At 37.6% G+C, this 19,024-nt stretch carries 27 protein-coding genes and 1 pseudogene; 22 read left to right on the top strand and 6 right to left on the bottom strand.

Features of this window, described 5'->3' with window-relative positions; all coding sequences use genetic code 11:
- The first annotated feature begins 236 nt into the window (after window positions 1–236).
- On the top strand, window positions 237–1,358 hold the full coding sequence (locus tag ACWYN3_RS22615; protein ID WP_456216461.1) for a lipoprotein N-acyltransferase Lnb domain-containing protein: 1,122 nt from the start codon (window positions 237–239) through the stop codon (window positions 1,356–1,358).
- A gap of 50 nt (window positions 1,359–1,408) precedes the next feature.
- Here the strand turns inward: ACWYN3_RS22615 and ACWYN3_RS22610 are convergent, their stop codons facing one another.
- On the bottom strand, window positions 1,409–1,591 hold the full coding sequence (locus ACWYN3_RS22610) for a hypothetical protein (RefSeq protein ID WP_456216460.1): 183 nt from the start codon (window positions 1,589–1,591) through the stop codon (window positions 1,409–1,411).
- A gap of 207 nt (window positions 1,592–1,798) precedes the next feature.
- Here ACWYN3_RS22610 and ACWYN3_RS22605 point away from each other — a divergent pair, with 207 nt between their 5' ends.
- The 21 genes and pseudogenes from ACWYN3_RS22605 to ACWYN3_RS22505 all read left to right on the top strand — a co-directional run bounded on the left by ACWYN3_RS22605 (window position 1,799) and on the right by ACWYN3_RS22505 (window position 15,004).
- Window positions 1,799–2,095, top strand: a complete 297-nt coding sequence (locus ACWYN3_RS22605; RefSeq protein ID WP_456216459.1) for a hypothetical protein — start codon at window positions 1,799–1,801, stop codon at window positions 2,093–2,095.
- A 314-nt stretch (window positions 2,096–2,409) separates the two neighbouring features.
- A complete protein-coding gene (locus ACWYN3_RS22600) occupies window positions 2,410–2,943 on the top strand; it encodes a hypothetical protein (protein ID WP_456216458.1) in 534 nt (177 codons plus the stop codon).
- Window positions 2,856–3,860 (top strand): histidine kinase, encoded by a 1,005-nt coding sequence (locus tag ACWYN3_RS22595; protein ID WP_456216457.1) that lies wholly within the window; start codon window positions 2,856–2,858, stop codon window positions 3,858–3,860. The genes ACWYN3_RS22600 and ACWYN3_RS22595 overlap by 88 nt, the downstream gene beginning before the upstream one ends.
- 79 nt (window positions 3,861–3,939) lie before the next feature.
- Entirely contained in the window at window positions 3,940–4,428 is a 489-nt protein-coding gene (locus ACWYN3_RS22590) for a DUF5118 domain-containing protein (protein WP_456216456.1), read from the top strand.
- Complete coding sequence (locus ACWYN3_RS22585) at window positions 4,395–4,742, top strand: DUF5117 domain-containing protein (RefSeq protein ID WP_456223112.1); 348 nt, start codon at window positions 4,395–4,397, stop codon at window positions 4,740–4,742. The genes ACWYN3_RS22590 and ACWYN3_RS22585 overlap by 34 nt, the downstream gene beginning before the upstream one ends.
- Entirely contained in the window at window positions 4,739–4,900 is a 162-nt protein-coding gene (locus tag ACWYN3_RS22580) for a DUF5117 domain-containing protein (RefSeq protein ID WP_456216455.1), read from the top strand. Before ACWYN3_RS22585 ends, ACWYN3_RS22580 begins: the two co-directional genes overlap by 4 nt.
- Window positions 4,894–5,883: a zinc-dependent metalloprotease gene (locus ACWYN3_RS22575; protein ID WP_456216454.1), complete on the top strand. Its 990-nt coding sequence runs from the start codon at window positions 4,894–4,896 to the stop codon at window positions 5,881–5,883. Before ACWYN3_RS22580 ends, ACWYN3_RS22575 begins: the two co-directional genes overlap by 7 nt.
- On the top strand, window positions 5,843–6,373 hold the full coding sequence (locus ACWYN3_RS22570) for a zinc-dependent metalloprotease (protein WP_456223111.1): 531 nt from the start codon (window positions 5,843–5,845) through the stop codon (window positions 6,371–6,373). Before ACWYN3_RS22575 ends, ACWYN3_RS22570 begins: the two co-directional genes overlap by 41 nt.
- Complete coding sequence (locus tag ACWYN3_RS22565; protein ID WP_456216453.1) at window positions 6,361–6,597, top strand: hypothetical protein; 237 nt, start codon at window positions 6,361–6,363, stop codon at window positions 6,595–6,597. Before ACWYN3_RS22570 ends, ACWYN3_RS22565 begins: the two co-directional genes overlap by 13 nt.
- A 68-nt stretch (window positions 6,598–6,665) precedes the next feature.
- Entirely contained in the window at window positions 6,666–6,872 is a 207-nt protein-coding gene (locus ACWYN3_RS22560) for a hypothetical protein (protein WP_456216452.1), read from the top strand.
- Window positions 6,869–7,387, top strand: a complete 519-nt coding sequence (locus tag ACWYN3_RS22555) for a carboxypeptidase-like regulatory domain-containing protein (protein WP_456216451.1) — start codon at window positions 6,869–6,871, stop codon at window positions 7,385–7,387. Before ACWYN3_RS22560 ends, ACWYN3_RS22555 begins: the two co-directional genes overlap by 4 nt.
- Complete coding sequence (locus ACWYN3_RS22550) at window positions 7,366–9,453, top strand: SusC/RagA family TonB-linked outer membrane protein (RefSeq protein WP_456223110.1); 2,088 nt, start codon at window positions 7,366–7,368, stop codon at window positions 9,451–9,453. Before ACWYN3_RS22555 ends, ACWYN3_RS22550 begins: the two co-directional genes overlap by 22 nt.
- 131 nt (window positions 9,454–9,584) lie before the next feature.
- The gene (locus ACWYN3_RS22545; RefSeq protein ID WP_456216450.1) at window positions 9,585–10,028 is read left to right on the top strand and encodes a hypothetical protein; all 444 of its coding nucleotides are present in this window, start codon (window positions 9,585–9,587) and stop codon (window positions 10,026–10,028) included.
- A gap of 18 nt (window positions 10,029–10,046) precedes the next feature.
- Complete coding sequence (locus ACWYN3_RS22540) at window positions 10,047–10,373, top strand: hypothetical protein (protein WP_456216449.1); 327 nt, start codon at window positions 10,047–10,049, stop codon at window positions 10,371–10,373.
- Window positions 10,363–11,373: a RagB/SusD family nutrient uptake outer membrane protein gene (locus ACWYN3_RS22535; RefSeq protein ID WP_456216448.1), complete on the top strand. Its 1,011-nt coding sequence runs from the start codon at window positions 10,363–10,365 to the stop codon at window positions 11,371–11,373. The genes ACWYN3_RS22540 and ACWYN3_RS22535 overlap by 11 nt, the downstream gene beginning before the upstream one ends.
- A gap of 83 nt (window positions 11,374–11,456) precedes the next feature.
- Window positions 11,457–12,209 carry a LytR/AlgR family response regulator transcription factor gene (locus tag ACWYN3_RS22530; protein ID WP_456216447.1) on the top strand — a complete coding sequence of 251 codons (753 nt, stop codon included), beginning with the start codon at window positions 11,457–11,459 and terminating at the stop codon, window positions 12,207–12,209.
- Window positions 12,210–12,298: 89 nt separating this feature from the next.
- Entirely contained in the window at window positions 12,299–12,664 is a 366-nt protein-coding gene (locus ACWYN3_RS22525) for a helix-turn-helix domain-containing protein (RefSeq protein WP_456216446.1), read from the top strand.
- A gap of 260 nt (window positions 12,665–12,924) precedes the next feature.
- A pseudogene (locus ACWYN3_RS22520) lies at window positions 12,925–13,571 on the top strand (SDR family oxidoreductase).
- A gap of 69 nt (window positions 13,572–13,640) precedes the next feature.
- Entirely contained in the window at window positions 13,641–13,991 is a 351-nt protein-coding gene (locus tag ACWYN3_RS22515) for a hypothetical protein (RefSeq protein ID WP_456216445.1), read from the top strand.
- 9 nt (window positions 13,992–14,000) lie between these two features.
- Window positions 14,001–14,405 carry a hypothetical protein gene (locus tag ACWYN3_RS22510; RefSeq protein ID WP_456216444.1) on the top strand — a complete coding sequence of 135 codons (405 nt, stop codon included), beginning with the start codon at window positions 14,001–14,003 and terminating at the stop codon, window positions 14,403–14,405.
- Window positions 14,351–15,004, top strand: a complete 654-nt coding sequence (locus ACWYN3_RS22505) for a hypothetical protein (RefSeq protein ID WP_456223109.1) — start codon at window positions 14,351–14,353, stop codon at window positions 15,002–15,004. The genes ACWYN3_RS22510 and ACWYN3_RS22505 overlap by 55 nt, the downstream gene beginning before the upstream one ends.
- A gap of 56 nt (window positions 15,005–15,060) precedes the next feature.
- Here the strand turns inward: ACWYN3_RS22505 and ACWYN3_RS22500 are convergent, their stop codons facing one another.
- The 5 genes from ACWYN3_RS22500 to ACWYN3_RS22480 form a co-directional block, all read right to left on the bottom strand.
- Complete coding sequence (locus tag ACWYN3_RS22500) at window positions 15,061–15,654, bottom strand: hypothetical protein (protein ID WP_456216443.1); 594 nt, start codon at window positions 15,652–15,654, stop codon at window positions 15,061–15,063.
- A gap of 56 nt (window positions 15,655–15,710) precedes the next feature.
- Window positions 15,711–16,088, bottom strand: a complete 378-nt coding sequence (locus tag ACWYN3_RS22495) for a hypothetical protein (RefSeq protein WP_456216442.1) — start codon at window positions 16,086–16,088, stop codon at window positions 15,711–15,713.
- 240 nt (window positions 16,089–16,328) lie between these two features.
- The gene (locus ACWYN3_RS22490; RefSeq protein ID WP_456216441.1) at window positions 16,329–16,847 is read right to left on the bottom strand and encodes a hypothetical protein; all 519 of its coding nucleotides are present in this window, start codon (window positions 16,845–16,847) and stop codon (window positions 16,329–16,331) included.
- 70 nt (window positions 16,848–16,917) lie between these two features.
- Entirely contained in the window at window positions 16,918–17,376 is a 459-nt protein-coding gene (locus tag ACWYN3_RS22485) for a DUF4982 domain-containing protein (protein WP_456216440.1), read from the bottom strand.
- The gene (locus ACWYN3_RS22480; protein ID WP_456216439.1) at window positions 17,369–18,943 is read right to left on the bottom strand and encodes a glycoside hydrolase family 2 protein; all 1,575 of its coding nucleotides are present in this window, start codon (window positions 18,941–18,943) and stop codon (window positions 17,369–17,371) included. Before ACWYN3_RS22480 ends, ACWYN3_RS22485 begins: the two co-directional genes overlap by 8 nt.
- Between the last annotated feature and the right edge of the window lie 81 nt (window positions 18,944–19,024).

Below are 19,024 nucleotides of genomic sequence, written 5' to 3'. Positions count from 1 at the left end.
TTTGACATTTATATAATTTTGAGTTGTTTACTGATGGTAAAAATATGAAATTATTTAATTAATTATGAAAAAATTAAAGTGTTTTGTAATTGGTTTTTTACGCTGTGTACTTGAATTGATGTTAATTATTGTGGCTTTTTAAGCTAAAAAACAATGAATATTTCGCATTAAATTAATAGTGTAAATGTAAATTGACAACAGAAAGATTATGAAAGTTATAATTGTAATTTACTCATGTGAATAAGCTGATACAGAAATATTTAATCATTTTACTAGTCTTTATTTTATCTCAAAATAAAGCTGGTGCCAGTACAAATTTATCTATCGGAAATTCTTCTCCCCTTTCTGAAAGCTCTTCTGTTAGTGTCCTGACCTGTGGAAAAACCAGTAAATATTTATATGCTTTATTTGGACATAGTGCGATTAGAATAAGAGATACCGAAAGGCAAATGGATCTTGTCTATAATTATGGGACATTTGATAATGATGATCCTGATTTTTATATCAATTTTATCAACGGCAGGATGAAGTATTCTTTGTCCGTCTCTGATTATTCTGTTTTTTTGCAGGAATATATGATAAACGGGCAGGCCGTCTCCGCGCAGCCACTTAACCTGACCCTGAAAGAAAAAAACAAACTTTTTGCACTGATTAATGAGGAAATAAAGCCGGCAAATAAGTTCTATTATTATGACTTTGTACGTCATAATTGCGCGACCAAAATAAGAGATTTACTAATTAAAACTATAGGTCCGGATTTCGAACGTTCTTTGTCGGCTATCAACAAAGGGAAGGGAAATACTATACGTGAAATGGTGAGTAATTATCTTAAAGAAGATGATCTTTATATGTTTGGAATGAATGTTTTGTTAGGGAAAAAGACTGATACAGTTTCCGATAAAATGATCAGTTTATTTTTGCCTGATACTTTAGGAAAAAGGCTTGACTATATTCAACTTCGGAATACTAAACTCTCCGGGCGGGTTGCTTACTTATTTGAGCCTGACCATCATGAGGGAGTTTCCCTAAATTCAGGTTTTTTTACTAATGCCCTTTACTGTCTGTCTTTAATACTATTAATGACAAACTTGTTGATTAAAGAAAAATCGTTGTATTTGAATAATCTAATGATTCTGATAACTATTGTAATTTTTACAGTTATTAGTTTAGCTGGTTGCTTATTGATTTATCTATCTGTATTTTCCAGTCTGGAATTAGTAAAGTATAATCTGAATATTTTATGGTGTCATCCATTTTATCTGTACTTACTCTTTAAAAAGCTAAGAAAAATTTTGTTAATCATTTTTCTTACGGGCATATTGTTATTTATACTGATCTACTTTCACTCTACTCTATAAGTTTTCCGGTTACATTTCCAGTTCTGTTATTACTTGTAGTACTGTTAAGCTTATCTCTTAATCACGATGCTTCTGCCAGTAACCAGATGAAAAGTGTAGATCTTGTATAATCCATCATCTGTAGTCTCAATTTCCTCCACCAGACCAGTTTTACTAAAGGTGTCGGTTACTAAACTACCTTTCTTTACCTCTTGAAGCACCTCTATGGGGGTGTCATTGTTTAATCTAATCATGGTTCTTGCTGTAAAAAGTTTGGTAAGCGCTATAAAAAAAATAAAGATAGGGGCATAGATTGGGTTTTCCTCTATTTCTTTCTGATTACATTTAAGAACCTGATCAGTTCTTCACTAAACTGCTGTGGCTTTTCATAATTGTGAATATGTTAATTTAGAAAATGTTTAACTATTATATGAACCCGATACAATTAAAATTATAAAAAAATGTTTGACGAACTAAATAAATATAAACAAAATGGTCATTTCTTCTTAACTCCAGGAGATCAATTCCATAAAGTGTGTAATGCACCCGATAAACAAGCTGGCGTTTTTCTTGCTTATGCATTAAAAAACGGAAGGATTGAACTCGTGTTTATTGGCGGTACCGGAGAAATTGATAAAAAGAGGTTAAGCTCAATTCAAAACACAGGAATCGGTGGACTCAAAGATGAACTTATAAACGGAGTGGAGTTCTCTGATATTCCGAGAAAAATCTCCTGGCCATCCCAAATGGAAAAATAGAATATTGAGGCTTTAGATATCTATTGGTATGTTACTTATAATGATAACTATAGTGATAGTCCTGAAAAAGTTGAAAATATGCTTTTTGAGATGCACTATGGAATCTTTCAAAGGATACCCAGATGGAATCCTGAACTGTAAATAAGGCCAAAACTGCTTTTAAGCAATTTGACTATATTTGCCGGAATGAAAACTGCGGTATACAACTCTAAGTATTTTATTGCTATAGGAGTATTTATTTTGCTGTGTTCCAGTGGGATTGGTTCTTTATAACCAGTAAATTTAATAAGCGCACAGAAAGGATCAGTAATGATATGGCCATTAGCATATATCAGCTGAAGTCTAATGTTATCAATAGTGAATTCCGGGGTTTTATCAGGGGGTTGAACAACTCTGAGGCAATAATTCCTGAACTTAAGTCCAGCGATGATTTTCTGCATGCAGAAAAAATGATCAACTTACTTTTGCTGAGTCATCCTAAAATAAAACATGGCTGGTATGCAATTGCTAGTGGTAAAGATACCGTTTACGTAACCCTTGATAAAAATGATACCGGTTACAAGCGCGGTACAATATTAGGATATCAGAAAAAGTGGATTGATAGCCAGCTTATTGCGAAAGATAGTTTGACAAGGATAGGAACCATTGTAAGTGTAAAAGATTCTCTTCATGGTTTACTGGCTTCCAGACACCGTCTGGCAGATTCTTCTATACTTATTTTGGGGCTTGACATCAATTTCGAAGATCTGCAGCGTTATTTATGGAGTGTAGAGATAGTAAAAGCCGGGCTTCTATCTATATTATTGATGACAAAGGACATTATATTACAAATCCAGATGAAAAACTGATAGGAAAAAGAATATCCGGAGAAGTTAAGAGGGCAGGTAACCTGAAGATGGCTGATAGTATCAGTACTTATGAAATAGGAAATTCTGCTTATCTGCAAATTCCCGTATTCCGCTTTTATGCACCACTAAATCTTAGTGGAATGAAATTGACAATGGTGGTAGAAACTGCTGTTCTTGTTGTCGATGAAGAAGTGAGGGCGATCGAAAAGTATGTAATGATCATGTTTATCGTCACAACTTTAATCATTTTGATTTTAATCGAATGGTCACATGCTAAATGGCAAAAGCAATTTATTCTGAGACAACTGGCCGAAGTAGCGGCTGCACGTCAGGAGAAAGAAAATGCAGTATTGCAATTGGATAAACTCAAGGAAAAGCTCGATCCCCATTTCCTGTTTAATTCATTAAGTTCCCTGAATGGATTAATTGAAGAACAGCCGGACTTAGCGAAAGCATTTGTTGTGAAACTTTCCAGGGTATACCGTTATGTTTTAGATCCTACACCAAACGGATTAGAGGAAGTTTCCAGAGAAGTGCGTTTTGCGAGTGAATACTTTTTCTTATTAAAAATACGGTTCGGTGAAGCGCTGGCATCCTTAGAAATCGATTTGAATGAGCAGCATTCTTCAGCCTATATTCCTTTTATGAGTGTACAGACTCTGGTCGAAAATGCGATAAAACACAATGTCGTTTCTAAATTGAAACCTTTGCATATCAGTATCAGAAGCGAGGGCGATGGTCTGCTGGTGACTAACAATTTACAACTGCGTCCCGATGTGAAGGATTCGGGGAAACAGGGCCTTAAATATTTGCAGAGTATTTATGCTCATTTTGGAGACTTGCATTTGACGTATGGAATTGAAAATGGAGCATATAAATGCTTTTTACCCCTCATTAAAAAACCACCCACTCCTTAAAACTGCGCTTTCACTTCTTATAATAACCCTTTCACTTTTAATAATTTCATAATCTCCTAACTAAGGGGGATTTTGTGGCATGATTTTGACTAAAAACCTTTTGAAATTGTCTTTTGCGGCGCTCTTTTTATTACTTAGCAACGTAAACGGTTACACTCAGATACCTAAGAAACTACCAAAACCTACAGGTAAAATTTCTGGTAAAAAAATACTTGCAGATACGCTTAAAAAGAAAGCAGATAAAGACAGCACCAGTAAAAAGGAGCTGAAAAGCTATGCCGAATTATTAAAGAAAGCAACCACACTGAAAGGCTTGTTCAAAGTACATCAGGTAGAAAGCGATTACTATTTCGAAATCCCATTGAATTTGATGGAGAAGGATTTTTTAATCGTTAATAAAATCTCATCAGTGCCTCTCGCACTAAATGAATCAGGAGTCAATAAAGGGGTGAATTTTGATAACAAGGTGATCCGTTTTTCAAGAAATAAACTAGCTAAAACAGTATGGGTTAAAACGATAGTCCCTCAGGTAGAATCTGCCCCGGGGATGCAATTACCCGTTCAGTAAAAGATAACTTTACTGGTTCTGTTATAGAGTCATTCAAAATCGAAGCTTATTCACCTGACTCATCAGCCGTTGTGATCAAAATGAATAAGGTTTTTGACGGAACAGAGAAAAGCTTCAATGATGTATTTACTGATATAGGGTTGGGAGCTACTCCTAAAACATCATTGTCAGCAATTGAAAAGATTAAAAGTTTCCCTCAGAATATTGTTGTCCGCGCATTATTGAGTTCAAGAGTGATGGATGCCGGAATTAGTGTGCCTATTAGTATGGCAATTACAACTAACATTCTTTTATTACCGGAAAAAAACCGATGAAACCACGTTTTGCAGATAATAGAGTTGGTTTTTTTAGTACACCAAGATGGTATTTTTCAGATGCACAGCATAAACTGGAAACCAGGGAACTGGTAACCCGCTGGAGAATGGAACCAAAACCGAAGACCAGGCAAAATACCTTAAAGGTGAATTGGTAGAACCAGTTAAACCTATTATATTTTATATAGATCCGGCTACGCCGCCACAATGGAGAAAAGAAATTATCGCAGGAGTAGTTGACTGGCAGAAAGCCTTCGAACAAGCAGGTTTTAAAAATGCAATTCAGGCCCGCGAAGTTACGGATACTACTGATTATGATGGCGATGACGTTCGCTATAATGAAATTACTTACGCAGCTTCACCGAAATCAAACGCGATGGGCCCGGCAGTAGTAGATCCAAGATCCGGAGAAATATTAGAATCTGATGTGATCTGGTGGCATAATGTAATGACCTCTGTTCAATACTGGATGCGTGTGCAAACAGGAATCATTGATACAGCGGTGAGATATAATAAAGTATCAGATGAAAGAATGGGACATGCAATCCGTTTTGTTTCTTCACATGAGATTGGTCATACTTTAGGTCTGAAACACAATATGGCTGCTGCTTCAGCATCTTTCCCGGTTGACTCTTTACGTTCACCAGCTTTTACAAATCGTATGGGGGGTACAGCATCATCTATTATGGATTATGCACGTTTTAATTACGTAGCACAACCAGAAGATAAAGTAACTAATATCACCCCGCAAATAGGGCTTTACGATAAATATGCTATTGCATGGGGATATCGCTGGTTACCGGGAGAAGATCCGCGTCAGGAAATACCTGTACTTAAAGAATGGATTAAAGTACATGCTAAAGATCCTTTATATCGTTATGGGGAACAACAGAAAATGCAGGATATTGTTGATCCAAGGGCACAATCCGAAGATCTTGGCGATGATGCAGTGAAAGCAAGCCGTTATGGACTGGCAAATCTAAAACGTCTGATCCCGCAAATTTTAACATGGTCTGCACCTGAAGGTGATAATTACTACCAGGCAGGTAAACTTTACCTGGCTGCAATCTGGCAATGGCAAACTTATGCAGAGCATGTAACTGCAAATATCGGCGGCTATTATTTTAGAGGACCCAGTTAGTGGAGATGGCAAAGATGCTTATACACCAGTACCTGTTAAGGTTCAAAAAGGTGCTTTAGAGTATTTTAAAGAACAAGTATTTACAATGCCGGAATGGTTATTTAATAAAGAGCTGCTTAAAAAAACCTTCCCTGTAAAAGATACACCAGTAGGCCCGATGGAATATGCTCCATTAAACCTGAGACGTGAATACCAGTATGGTTTACTTTACAGCCTGCTGAACGAAAGTCGTTTATTGAGAATGCTTGAAATGGAAGTGATGTTCGGTAAAGACAAAGTATTCACAGTTTCGGAATTATTTAACGATATCCGCCCTGCGATTTTTGCACAGACCCTGAAAGGGAAATCACTTTCTATCACAGACAGGATGTTACAGCAAAATTATGTTGATGCATTATTGGTGAGTACAGATAAAATGCTTGAAAAGATAACTAAGAAATCGATACAGCAAAACGGTCTGAATAATTTACCGCAAATATGCGCGATTTAGGTTTGCATAAAGAGGAAGAGCGTAGCAGTAATCCTGCTGCCGGGCTGAGAATGATTTATGTATCAGCAATGAGCCGCACTTCGGATGCTGCAGCAGCAAAAAGAGGAGAGCTTTTACAAATCTTAACGTTACTTGAAAATAATAAAAACAGAGGTGATGAATCGACTAAAGGTCATTACATGGACTTGATCCTTCGTATTCGTCAAAGCCTTCAAATAAAATAAAACAGCATACAAGAACACACACAATAAACACACAATTAAAATTATCAAACACACCTAAACAACAAACTATGATTAGAAATCTACTGTTAATACTATTTCTGATGGGCCTCAGCCTTTCAGGATATAGTCAGAAACAAACCACCATCAGCGGGCAGGTTTTGGATCCGGAAGGATTGCCAATACCAGGAGCATCCGTTTACGTGGATAAATCTACGATAGGCGAGCAGACCGCAGTTACCGGTGTAATCCAGAATACAACGATTGGTACAGTGTGACGAATACTGAAGGTAAATTTACTTTAGCCGTTCCCGAAGGTACTCCAACTATCAGGGTAAGTTATATGGGGTATAACTCGATATTGGTAAGTATTATCAATAAGACGAAGCTGACAATTTCAATGTCCAGTAATGAAAATAATCTGGGTGAGGTAGTTGTCAACGGTTATACTTCTATTGCAAAGCGTAAAAATACTACAGCAACAACTGTTTTGGAATATGGCAAGTTTCGTCAGTCTGGTGTTGCCGGAGTAGACCAGATGCTGGAAGGTCAGATTGCTGGTGTGGCAATGTCTACATTGAGCGGTGGGCCTTCATCATCACCAAAGATCCGTATTCGTGGTACTGTTTCCTTAAATGGTGGTCAGGACCCTTTATGGGTATTGGATGGAATTCCATTAGAAGGAACTAATATGCCTAAAGATTTTACAGATAAAGACAACATTGACCAGTTGCGTAATTTGCCAATCGCAGGTTTAAACCCTGACGATATATCGCGGATATTACTATTCTGAAAGATGCAGCGGCAACCTCTATCTATGGAGCAAGAGCAGCGAATGGAGTCATTGTAATCACTACAAAAAAAGGTAAAAAAGGACCAGTGTCTATTAACTTCAGTGCGAATACTTTTATTACCGAACGTGCTGATTTAGGCAAGCTGAACCTGATGAATTCAACTGAAAAGGTTGATTTTGAATTAGGTCTTGCGGCAAGACCAGATCTTACCTACCGCCCGGAACAGGGGTCGATAGCCAGAATACTGAATAAGAACAAAGAACTGGAAAATTATAGAACCAATGGTTTTTCAGGTTTAAGCTCAGCTACACAACAAGAAATTAATGCCCTTCGTCAAAACAATACTGACTGGGGAAGAGAACTCTTCCAGACAGCCGTTAATCAGCAATACAGCTTGAGTTTATCAGGCGGAAACGATCAGGCGAATTATTATTTCTCTGGTGGTTACTATGATGAGAAAGGAACAACTATAGGTACAGGTTTAAAAAGGTATAACCTGACTTTGAAAACGGATTTTAATCTCTCTCAGAAATTAAAATTCGGAGTAGCAGTTTTTGCTTCAAAAAGTGAACGTAAAAGCTTTCTGGCAGATGTGGATAGTTTCACCAGTCCATTAAGATATTCAAGAAATGTAAATCCATATCAGCAGGTAAGAAATTCTTCTGGTGGTTATGCTTACGATCAGGATATTTTTGGAACAAGTAATTTTTCTGGTGATGTTTACATCCCGTTCAACGTGATTGAAGAAAGACAAAATACAAGGTATACTTTAGGAAATAAAAGTGTGAAAAGTATATTGGATATGGATTATCAAATCTTTAAAGATCTGAAATTACATTCTGAACTTGGTCTGCAATTTGAAGATACAGGTAGTGAAAAATATTCATCTCCCAATTCTTACTTTACACGTAAAAGAAGAGAAGCAACCAGGTTCTATAATTCCCAGAGTAAAAAGTATGAATACTTTTTGCCAAATGGCGGTATTTTTAAGAATCAGGAGAACACCTTTTTCCAATACAACTGGAAAACTTTACTGGAGTATAAAAAGGTAATTAATGAGAAGCATGAAATCGAAGCACTTGCAGGTACCGAATTCAGAAAGAATAATAACGAAGATCTGATTACCCAGGGATTCGGCTTCAACGAAAGAACGCTAACCAACCAGAATATTATATTTCCAAATGCTGACCAGGCGGATAACGCTGATTATCGTGGTTACCAGAAGTTACAGCAGCGTAATGGTTATGCTTCTTTCTTTGGTACACTTTCTTATACCTATGATCGGAAATATACAGTTTATGGTAGTATCCGTTATGATGGGTCTGATTTATTTGGTGTTGACCCTAAATACAGATATCTGCCTATCTATTCTATCTCTGGTGCATGGAATGTACATGAAGAAGAATTCGTTAAAAAAGCGAAATGGATATCGAATTTACGCTTCCGCAGTTCATACGGTATACAAGGAAATATTGACAAGAACACTTCTCCGAAAATTGTAGGAAATACTGGTAATGCGACCATATTACCAGGCAATAATGAAAATACAATTAGTGTAACAAGCCCTCCAAACGATAAATTACGCTGGGAAAAAACAATGACGTTTAATGCTGGTATGGACCTGGGATTATTTAACAATGCTTTCCAGATTACTTTTGATTATTACAATCGGAACAGTAAAGATCTGATAGGCTTGCAGGAATTACCATTAGAGAATGGTTTCGAATTCACAAATACTAATTTTTCACAGGTAAAAAATAAAGGACTGGAACTGACTATTTCGACAAGAAATATTAGTGGTAAGAATTTTCAATGGTGGACAGATTTTAATATCGCCCATAACAAAAGTAAAGTTGTAAGAGAAAAAGTAAGAGCAAATCAATACACTGCATCCAGAGAGGGGTATCCTGTAAATGGATTGTTTGTATTGAAAACGGCTGGTTTAGATGCAAATGGCATCCCTCAATTTGTAAAAGATGGTAAATCATTTCTCTGGAGAATTTCTACAAATTATATGATCCTTATGCGGAGTTTGATCCGGGTTACGCGACCAGCACTGGCTTAAGCAATAAAGAGTTTCAGGAATTATATACTTATGCAGGTGATAGAGACCCTAAGTTTACAGGTGGTTTAACTAACCGTTTCCGTTATGGAAACCTGGATCTTGCCATCACTGCGATCTTTAATCTGAATCAGATGATGTTAGCAAATCCTACTTATAATCCTGCTGCTGTAGACCGGGGGTTTAATTATTCGAGAGATATTTTAAATGCATGGACACCATCAAATACGAATACAAATCAACCTCAGATTATTGATGCAGGTACAGGTGATGGCAGCCGTTGGATGGCTTATAACTGGATTAACAGAGGCGATCCTGCAAACTCATACCGAAGTCTGGATGTCTTCGCAAAAAAGATGAGTTACGTAAGACTAAGCAGTGTCCGTTTAGGTTATACTTTACCGTCAAAAATTTCCTCAAAGGTCAGAGCAAATTCATTGAGATTTAGTGTTGAAGGCAGGAACCTGCTGGTATTCAGTAATGGATATAAAGGATATTTCGATCCGGAAACTTTTGGTAATATTTATGCGCAACCTGTTTCAAGAAGTATTTCTATTGGTTTAAACGCAACATTTTAGACAAAAATATATAGTCAGATGAAGAAAATTATTCAATTATGTGCTGTATTACTAGTGTTAGTAACATTAGGCAGCTGTAAAAAGTATTTAGATATAGAGCCTGTAGGAAAAATAATTCCAACTACAGCGGAAGATTTCAGGGCATTATTAACTGCAGCTTATGCTGGCTTTCCGGAACACAAATCATTACTAGCTGCTCGTACAGACGAACTGACTAGTAATCCTTCTGATTATTATTATCAGGATTACCGTGATATTTATAAATGGAATGATGCTGCACCGGATGCAGTTACACTTCCCTTTCAGTACCTGGGTTTTTACAATACTATCTTTTATGCGAAATGAAGTTATTGCTGAGGTAGAAACAAAAGCAGGTAAAAATGCAGAAACTGATCAATTAAAAGGAGAAAGCTATTTGTTACGTGCCTATAGCCATTTTGAGCTGGTGAATTTATATGGCAAACCTTATCAGGCAGCTACAGCTTCAAGCGATCGTGGAATTGCAATCGCACTTAAACTGGATCTGGAACAGAACTATAAACCAGCTACTGTTGAGGCTGTTTATAACCAGATACTGGATGATATCAATGAGGGGCAGAAACTGCTGAATGTAGCTGATTTTGATGCAGGTAAAAATTACCGCTTTACAACCCGTGCGGCATGGGCTTTAAAAGCAAGAGTGCTTCAGTTTAAAGGAGAGTGGAAGAATTCATTAGAGGCGGCTCAAAAGGCCCTACAGCTAAATAATCAGCTGGAAGATTTGAATGCAGCTGATCGTAAATTACCTAATCACTATCTTTCTAAAGAGAGTATTATGTCTATGGAGAAACCCTTTAATCCTTCGGTATCCAAAGCATTTTTTATATCTGCTCATTTACTGAGCAGGTATGATCAGGTGAATGACTTGCGTTATAAGCTTTATTTTAGCAAATCTGATGATCATTATGTTTCTTTGAAAACATCTGCAAATGAGCTAAAAACCTCTTTCCGTAACGGGGAGTTATATCTGATCCAGTCTGAAACTGCTTTACAAACAGGGAATGCTGCATTAGCAGTGGAGAGTTTACTCGCTTTGAAAGCAAAACGCCTGAAGCCTGCTTATTTTGAAACAGAAAAAACGAGAATTCAGGGGCTGGATAAAACAGCACTCCTGGAAGAGATTGTGAATGAAAGAGAAAGAGAGCTGGCTCAGGAAGGGCACCGCTGGTATGATTTAAGGAGATACGGTCAACCAGCGCTGACACATACTGTGGATGGTGTAGATTATGTTTTGAAAACCAATGATTCAAGATATACATTACCATTTCCAAAAGCTGCGGTTGCGAATAACCCCAACCTGCAATAAAATAATTTAAAAAAGGATTTAACTCCGGTCTGTTTCTACAGGCCGGAGTTTTTTTTTTTTTTTTACAGTTAAGCAATTAACGCATGACTGTACTGATTATTGAGGACGAAGAACTGGCTGCAACAACGCTGCAGAATATGCTCGTGCACATTAATCCCAGTATACAGGTACATGCGGTTGTTGGTACTGTAGAGGCCGCAGTAAGCTGGTTACAGCAACATAAAGCCGATATACTTTTTATGGATATCCATTTAGGTGATGGTGAAAGTTTCCAGATCTTTCAGCAGGTGGAGGTAAACAGCCCGGTAATCTTTACGACGGCGTATGATCAATATACGCTGAAGGCATTTAAAAATCAGGGAATCGATTATCTGCTGAAACCTTTTGATGAAGAAGATGTACGCAGCGCATTAAACAAACTCAGTAATATCCGAAATACCGGGACGGTCAGCACCCCGCAGTTAGTGCAGACAGTCGAAGAAGTATTAGGTAAAACACGTAACCGGTTTATGGTTAAAGTAGGGAAGCTGATTAAAACAGTTCCTGCCGACCAGGTCGCTTATTTTATGGCCGATGATAAGTATCTTTTTCTGGTCACTAATGATCAGCAGAATTATATTATTGAAGAAACAATCGGCAGTCTGGAACCCAAGCTGAACCCGGAGAACTTCTTTAAGATTAACCGTAAATTTATCATTCATATCAATGCGATCAAAGAGATGTATAAACTCTCCCGCAATCGGGTACGGATTAATTTATCGCCTAAACCTGAAAACGTAGAAGTCGTTGTGAGTGAAGAGCGGGCAGAGGCTTTTAAAAAGTGGCTTGATCAGTAAAAGAGATATTTGTAATCTTCCGAAAAGCTCACCATGTTGATCAGGGCATGATTTATGATATTAGGTGATTAATAAATATCAGGAAGAGCATGGCGAAAAAAGTCACCAGAAACGAAGAAATTACTACTGAATATTTTGCTTTTTTAGATCAGCATCTCGCAAACCTTATTGCTGGTAAGGATACAGAAATGCTGGAAATTAATCAGATTGCTGATCGGCTTTTTATTTCTGCGAAACACTTAAGTGATACTATCCAGTATACGCAGGGTCATCATCCTTGTCACTTTTACGATCAGAAGATCCTGGAGGAAGCGAAAAAGCTCATACTCGAAACACCATTGTCTGTTGCTGAAATAGCCCGTAAATTAACTTACGACCCCTCTAATTTCTCAAAGTTCTTCAAGAAGTATTCTGGTATAACACCGGGGCAATTCAGAAATAATCATAAAAAATAACCAGGATTTAAGAATCCGAAAAGTTCACCACATTGACATTGATTTTAATGCTAACCTTTGTTTTATGCAGGCTTGTCTGCTGTTAAAACGATAAATTAATAAACTCTCATTTATATCATTAATTAATAGAATCAACCATAAAAAAAAAAATGTATGTCAGTAAATGAGTTAAAAGGTAAAGTAGTATTAATTGCCGGGGGTGCTAAGAATTTGGAGGTTTATTAAGCCGTAATTTCGCTGAAAAGGGCGCTAAAGTTGCTATTCACTATAATAGTGACAGCACTAAAGATGCTGCAGAAAAAACACTGGCAGCCATTCAGGCAAATGGGGGAGAAGCATTTTTATTTAAAGCGGATTTCAAAAAGGTGGATAATATTCTTAAGTTTTTTGCTGAAACTAAAGCGAGGTATGGTGGAATTGATATCGCCATTAATACAGTTGGCCAGGTATTGAAAAAACCTTACGGGGAAACAACCGAGGCTGAATATGATAGTATGTTTGATATCAATTCGAAAGTTGCCTATTTCTTTATTCAGGAAGCAGGGAAACAATTGAATGATCATGGGAAAATCTGTACTATAGTGACTTCACTATTGGCAGCCTATACAGGATATTATTCTACTTATGCAGGTGGGAAAGCTCCGGTAGAACATTTTACAAGAGCTGCGTCAAAAGAGCTTGGGGCAAGAGGAATTTCTGTAACTGCTGTGGCCCGGGACCAATGGACACGCCATTCTTTTATGGACAGGAAAATGATGATGCGGTAGCTTATCATAAATCAGCTTCTGCTTTGGGAGGCCTGACTGATATCAAGGATATTGCGCCTATAGTTGAGTTCCTGGTTACAGGGGGCTGGTGGATTACGGGTCAGACAATTTTTGCTAATGGTGGTTATACTACCAGGTAATGAATATTTTCATCTTTAAAAAGCCGGTTTAATCGCCGGCTTTTTTTATCTTCAATCAAAACCTATCATATGATACTAAAAATTATCAATTCTGTGCTTATCCTTTTTGCTTTATATATGGGCATTAAACAGGGATGGGCGATGTTTTCGGGAAAGGCGCCCATGCTGGAAATGTTCAGCAAATGGGAGATGGGCAAAAATAGCGTAATGGTTCTTGGAGCGATTACGATGATTGGTGCTATACTGGTTTTGTTTCCCCGAACTTTTATTATAGGGAATTTCATTACCGCTGCGGGCATTTTATTAATTGCAGCGTTTCATTTAGGAGACAAAGATCTCAAAGGTTTTGCCATTGAGTTACCATTCTTAGCTCTTTCTCTAGTTATCATTTATTTGCAGTATCCTTTATCTAAGGCATAAATATCTCCTATGAACATTGGTAGTCATTACAAATTAAAAGTATTTTTGCTATGGACCCGTAAAAATATTTACTGGTTATTCGTACTCTCCTTTGTACCCACATTTTTATATCAGGTAATGGAGTGGAAATGGCTGGCTATTCCCTGGGTGCCTATTACCCTTGTAGGGACAGCAGCTGCTTTTATCGCAGGTTTTAAAAATACACTGACCTATAACCGGATGTGGGAGGCAAGGAGTATTTGGGGGGCTATCGTCAATAGTAGCCGAACTTTTGCAATCATGGTCAGAGACTTTATTCACTGTACTGATTCAGTAGAAGAAAAAAACATACACCGTGAAATGATTAACCGCCACATTGCCTGGTTAACTGCTTTGCGTTTCAACTCAGAGAATCCAGAAGCTGGGAAAATGTAAAGACGAAAAGCTATAATTCTGAATTTAGAAAACATTATAAAGTTGCCGAATGGGAAAGTGACCTGGCGGAAGAATTAAAACCCTATTTAACAGAAGAGGAACGCGTTGTTATTTTAAGTAAGAAAAACCGCGCAACACAAATCATCGCATTGCAGTCTGCACAATTAAAAGTGTTGAATAACAAACAACAGCTTGATCCTTTATATCATATAGAACTGCAGAACCTGCTTAAAGATTTTTATGAAAATCAAGGAAAAAGTGAACGCTTGAAAAATTTCCCTTATCCAAGGCAGTTTGCGAGCATTAACCTCTTTTTTATCCGTTTACTAGTCTTATTACTGCCTTTTGGAATGTTGGGTGAATGTGCTAAGCTTGGCCCTTATGGTGCATGGTTGGCTATCCCTTTTGCGATGATTATAGGCTGGATATTTACTTCATTGGAACAAGTGGGGGAAAGTACTGAAAACCCGTTTGAAGGCGGGCCAAATGATATTCCTGTTACTTCAATGAGCAGGACGATAGAAATTGATCTGCTAGAGATATTAGGGGAGAAGAATCTGCCGCCTGCTATACTTGCAGAGAACGATATTCTGATGTAGAGTAATGGAAATCATTTCAATCATCTGGTGAGTTGAGTTTGTGATAGGCAGATTACTTATGGGTTGGTGTACATCCTGAAAGGAGACTGATTAAACTCCCACCAGTCTTGTGCAAGTTGATTTTGCAAAGTTGACCAGTAAGGATCATTACTGTCAAATCTGAATGCATAACGCAGTAAACTATAGCAGGTTGTAAATTGTCCGGTGGCAATTAAGGCGGCAGGTCTGTTTTCTTGCTGATGATTTTTGTCAAACCAAAGCGAAGTATCCATTTCTGTTGCTAATTTTGCTACTTCCTGTAAGGCTACAGATGGTTTCATCAATTCTGCCAGGCTTATTTTTTTTCCTTTAATCAAAACCGCAGGGTTCTTTTTATACCAGGTTTCGGCCTTAAGATCGGCCATTCTCTGGCAGTCATTTTTAGGACTTAGCAAATAAATTGCATTCATCAAACTGAATTGCCTCCAGTGCTTCAATTCTATTTTTTGAACCAGGGATTCTTTCTCGCCTTTTTTTAACAAAGTACCATCGGCTTTTATCTTTCTTTCTGAGATTTTTTCAAACAAGCGGTCATAAGATACTCTTCTGATTTTTTTTAGAAAGACGATTGCAGAAAGATAGGCTACAGAAGTAGCTCTTGAATCTATCAATTGTAAAAGTACACTCAGTCGCAAACGTAAGAAATAAGAGATATGTCCAAGGATGACTATGCCATAAGTCTGTTTCTTTTTTTTTTTTTTTTTTGATAAGCAAAAAAGCCTTTGGTGAAAAAATAAAAAGCGACTAATAGCAAGGCAGTGTTGATCCCTAAAAAAGCACAGGATAACTCAAGCCATGTTTTTGTCAGTACGCCAGTTATAAATATCCCACTGAACAGGATTAAAATAAGCAGGCATTGCAGCAGGTTAAGTTTTTGAAGCCAGCTTTTTTTGTTTTCTTCAGGGAAATTATATCCACTGGTGTAATTACTGCTTACATCACAGGTGATATACAAATCATAACCAAATATATTCCTGTTTTGAAGTCTTTCTTCTGCTCTTGTAAAGGAATCAATACCTTGATTATCGTCAATTCCGCCATCCATAAGCACAAAGCGGGGGGTGGCGGGGTTTCTTCTTGTTCGCCTTTATCAGGAGAAAAACGGGGGTCTTCTTTAACGGCGCTTTCTAAAGAGTTTATACTTAGTTCATGGTATGTGAAGTCATTTGGGAAAACAAAAGGTTCAAAGCCTACCGGAAAACAGGAAGAGCAGGCGAGGATATCTGCCAGTTTAATTTTCTTAAGTACCTCAATTGCAGTTTTTTCATTCCTGAATCTAATGAATTTATTCCCGGGCACCCCGGCATTCTGAAAACGGAAAAGCATCCCCATTATCAAATTCAGTGGCATTGGCGCAGACCTCTTTAACTGCGTTTTTTACGGGTTTCCAATAAATACCAAATACTTCTTCTTTAAAAAGCAGCTCGTCATAAGCAATAGAGAATGCATTAATGATGTTTCTGGATTTATCCGGCCTCTTTTTCCAGTGACTTTCAGCATTGAGGATTTTAAAAACACGGTCTATTAGTTTAGTCCCGTGTAATATATGTTTGTTCATATTGGCATAAAACTCCTGAAATGGCTGTCCTTTGCGTTGGCTTGCAGTATAAGCAAGATTTGTAATTGTTCCGCCAGAAGCGGAAGAGATAAAATGAACGAGATCGGTTAGTTTTTTGCCATCAATATAAACAGTTTCCATATAAGACAAGCATCCCAGTGAGTAGGACGCCGCCCGAAAACCACCGCCTGAAAAGCTTAATGCAATATGCCCGGGTTTTCGTGGTTGAAGCACTGAATATTCCATAGGTATGATTTTGTTCAAATGAATTTATCCACGATAAAAAAAGGTATGACTAATTTTGAACATTATCAATTTATAAGTTTAAAGACCATTCTATAGTGTCAGTGAACGTTTTATTGTCTTGTTTTACAACCGTTTTAAGAATGTTTTTGCCTTTTTTTAACTGTACATCTTTAAAAATAAACTGAACCTTATTCGTTCCCTGTACTGGTTGAATGGCAGTCTTTTTTCCATTAAGAAATAGTACGGGCTGTCCGATATTTGAATAAACCGTTACCGGGGTAATCGCGTGTTTACGTTCAACCATCCTGCGCTCTGTTAAATATAAGACAGGCTCTTTGCTCCAGTTAGCCTTATACCAGTAGAAAGCATCTTTTTTTAATTTGCGGTCAAAAGTTACCAGACCCTTCATATTACGGGCCGGCATACTGCCGCGGTTCCACATTGGCGTTGCAAAATCAAACATATTCCAGATATAAGAAGCTGCAATACCAGGATGTCTGGCAATGATTGGCCATTGTACTTCATTCATGCGTTTTGGTCTCAAAACTTTCAGGGTAAAAAGCAGAGGTATAATCATAAGTCTCTTTCAGTTCTGATTGTTCCTGCTGATGGAAAACATTTCCGTCTGCACCATATTCGGTCAGGATAACTTTATTAGCCGGGTAATTCGTCTCTAATCCTTTTGCCCAATCCTCTAAATCACCTACTTTACCTTCATACCAGCCATAATACCTGTTCATACCCTGTATATCGGCGTTTAAATTTGTAGGACGATCCATTTCACCATAGCCGCTTACACTTACTGTATAACGGTCGGGATCTTCTGATTTTGCAATATCATTCAGTTCACGGGTAAGCACAGCGGGGTAATCAGCAGGTGTTTTGCCATAAACTTCATTATGTAAACCCCATACATAGAGTGAAGGGTGGTTATAATTCTGCTTAATCAGTTCCATCAACTGCTGTTTAGCATTATCAGCTTCCTCACCTGTGCTGGTATTGACAAATGGAATTTCTGCCCAGATGACAACAAAACCCATGGTATCACAGGTGGAATATAAATATTCAGCCTGCTGATAATGGGCGAAACGGATAGTGGTCGCGCCCATTTCTTTAATAATATCTAAATCTTCTTTGTGTTGTGCATTACTTAGTGCATTGCCAAACTGCCATCTGTCCTGATGCCTGCAAACGCCATACATTGGATAGGACTGGCCATTTAAGAAGAAGCCTTTTCCTGCAATTAGTTCAAATTTACGCAGACCCAGAGGCTGTTCTACTTCATCAATTACCTCACCATTACGAAGTAACTGAGTTTTAACTTTATAGATATAAGGATCTTTTAAGCCGTTCCATAAATGCGGAGGCTGTAATCGGAAATTCTGAACAAACTTTTGTCTGCCCTGAGTGGTGATCTTTTGCGGTGTATTCTGACTGGATACGATTTTCCCTGCCTGATCATAGATTTCAGTTTTGATCATAATATCCTGCCAGCTGGTTTCTGTGTTTTCAATTTTAACGGCTACAGCTACAGCAGATTCGGCACTTACATTTTTCTGTGAAATATAGATTCCAGGGGATGCATAATCTGTCGTTGTAATATTGACTTTGCTGGTTACCAATAAACTAACAGGGCGATAAATCCCACCATAAATGCCAAATAGAAAATGGTTGACAGGAATAATGTCTTTGCGTGCCTTATTGTTTACTTTGACAAGGATCGTATTGGATTCACCGAGTTTTACTGCGTAGGTAATATCTAAAGCAAAAGCACTGTAAGAACCTTTATGCGTACCAACCAGTTTTTGATTGACATAAACCTGGGCGACTTGTCCAACACCCTCGAAACGTAAAAACAGGCGTTTATTTTTATACTCCTGGCCAAATACAATTTGCTTTTTATACTGGCCTTCACCTTCATAAAAATCTTTGGTCAGCTGCATGTCTGTAGCGTTCCAGGAATGTGGCAGGGTGACTTTTTCCCATTCACTCTTTTGAGTTAAGGTATCATTTGTTTTTCTGAATGTCCAGTCCTGATTAAAAGATATGTTTTCTCTTGATTGTCCGAAACTTGAAAAACTCGAAAATGTAAACACGGACAAGAGGATTAAAAAATTAGATCTGTAGCTCAAATAAAAATGTGTCATGCGGTGATGTTTTTATACTGTTATATATCG

This window comes from Pedobacter sp. NJ-S-72 (assembly GCF_053890575.1).
The sequence above is the reverse complement of the archived record's forward strand: the minus strand, read 5'-3'. Positions and strand labels throughout refer to the sequence as shown.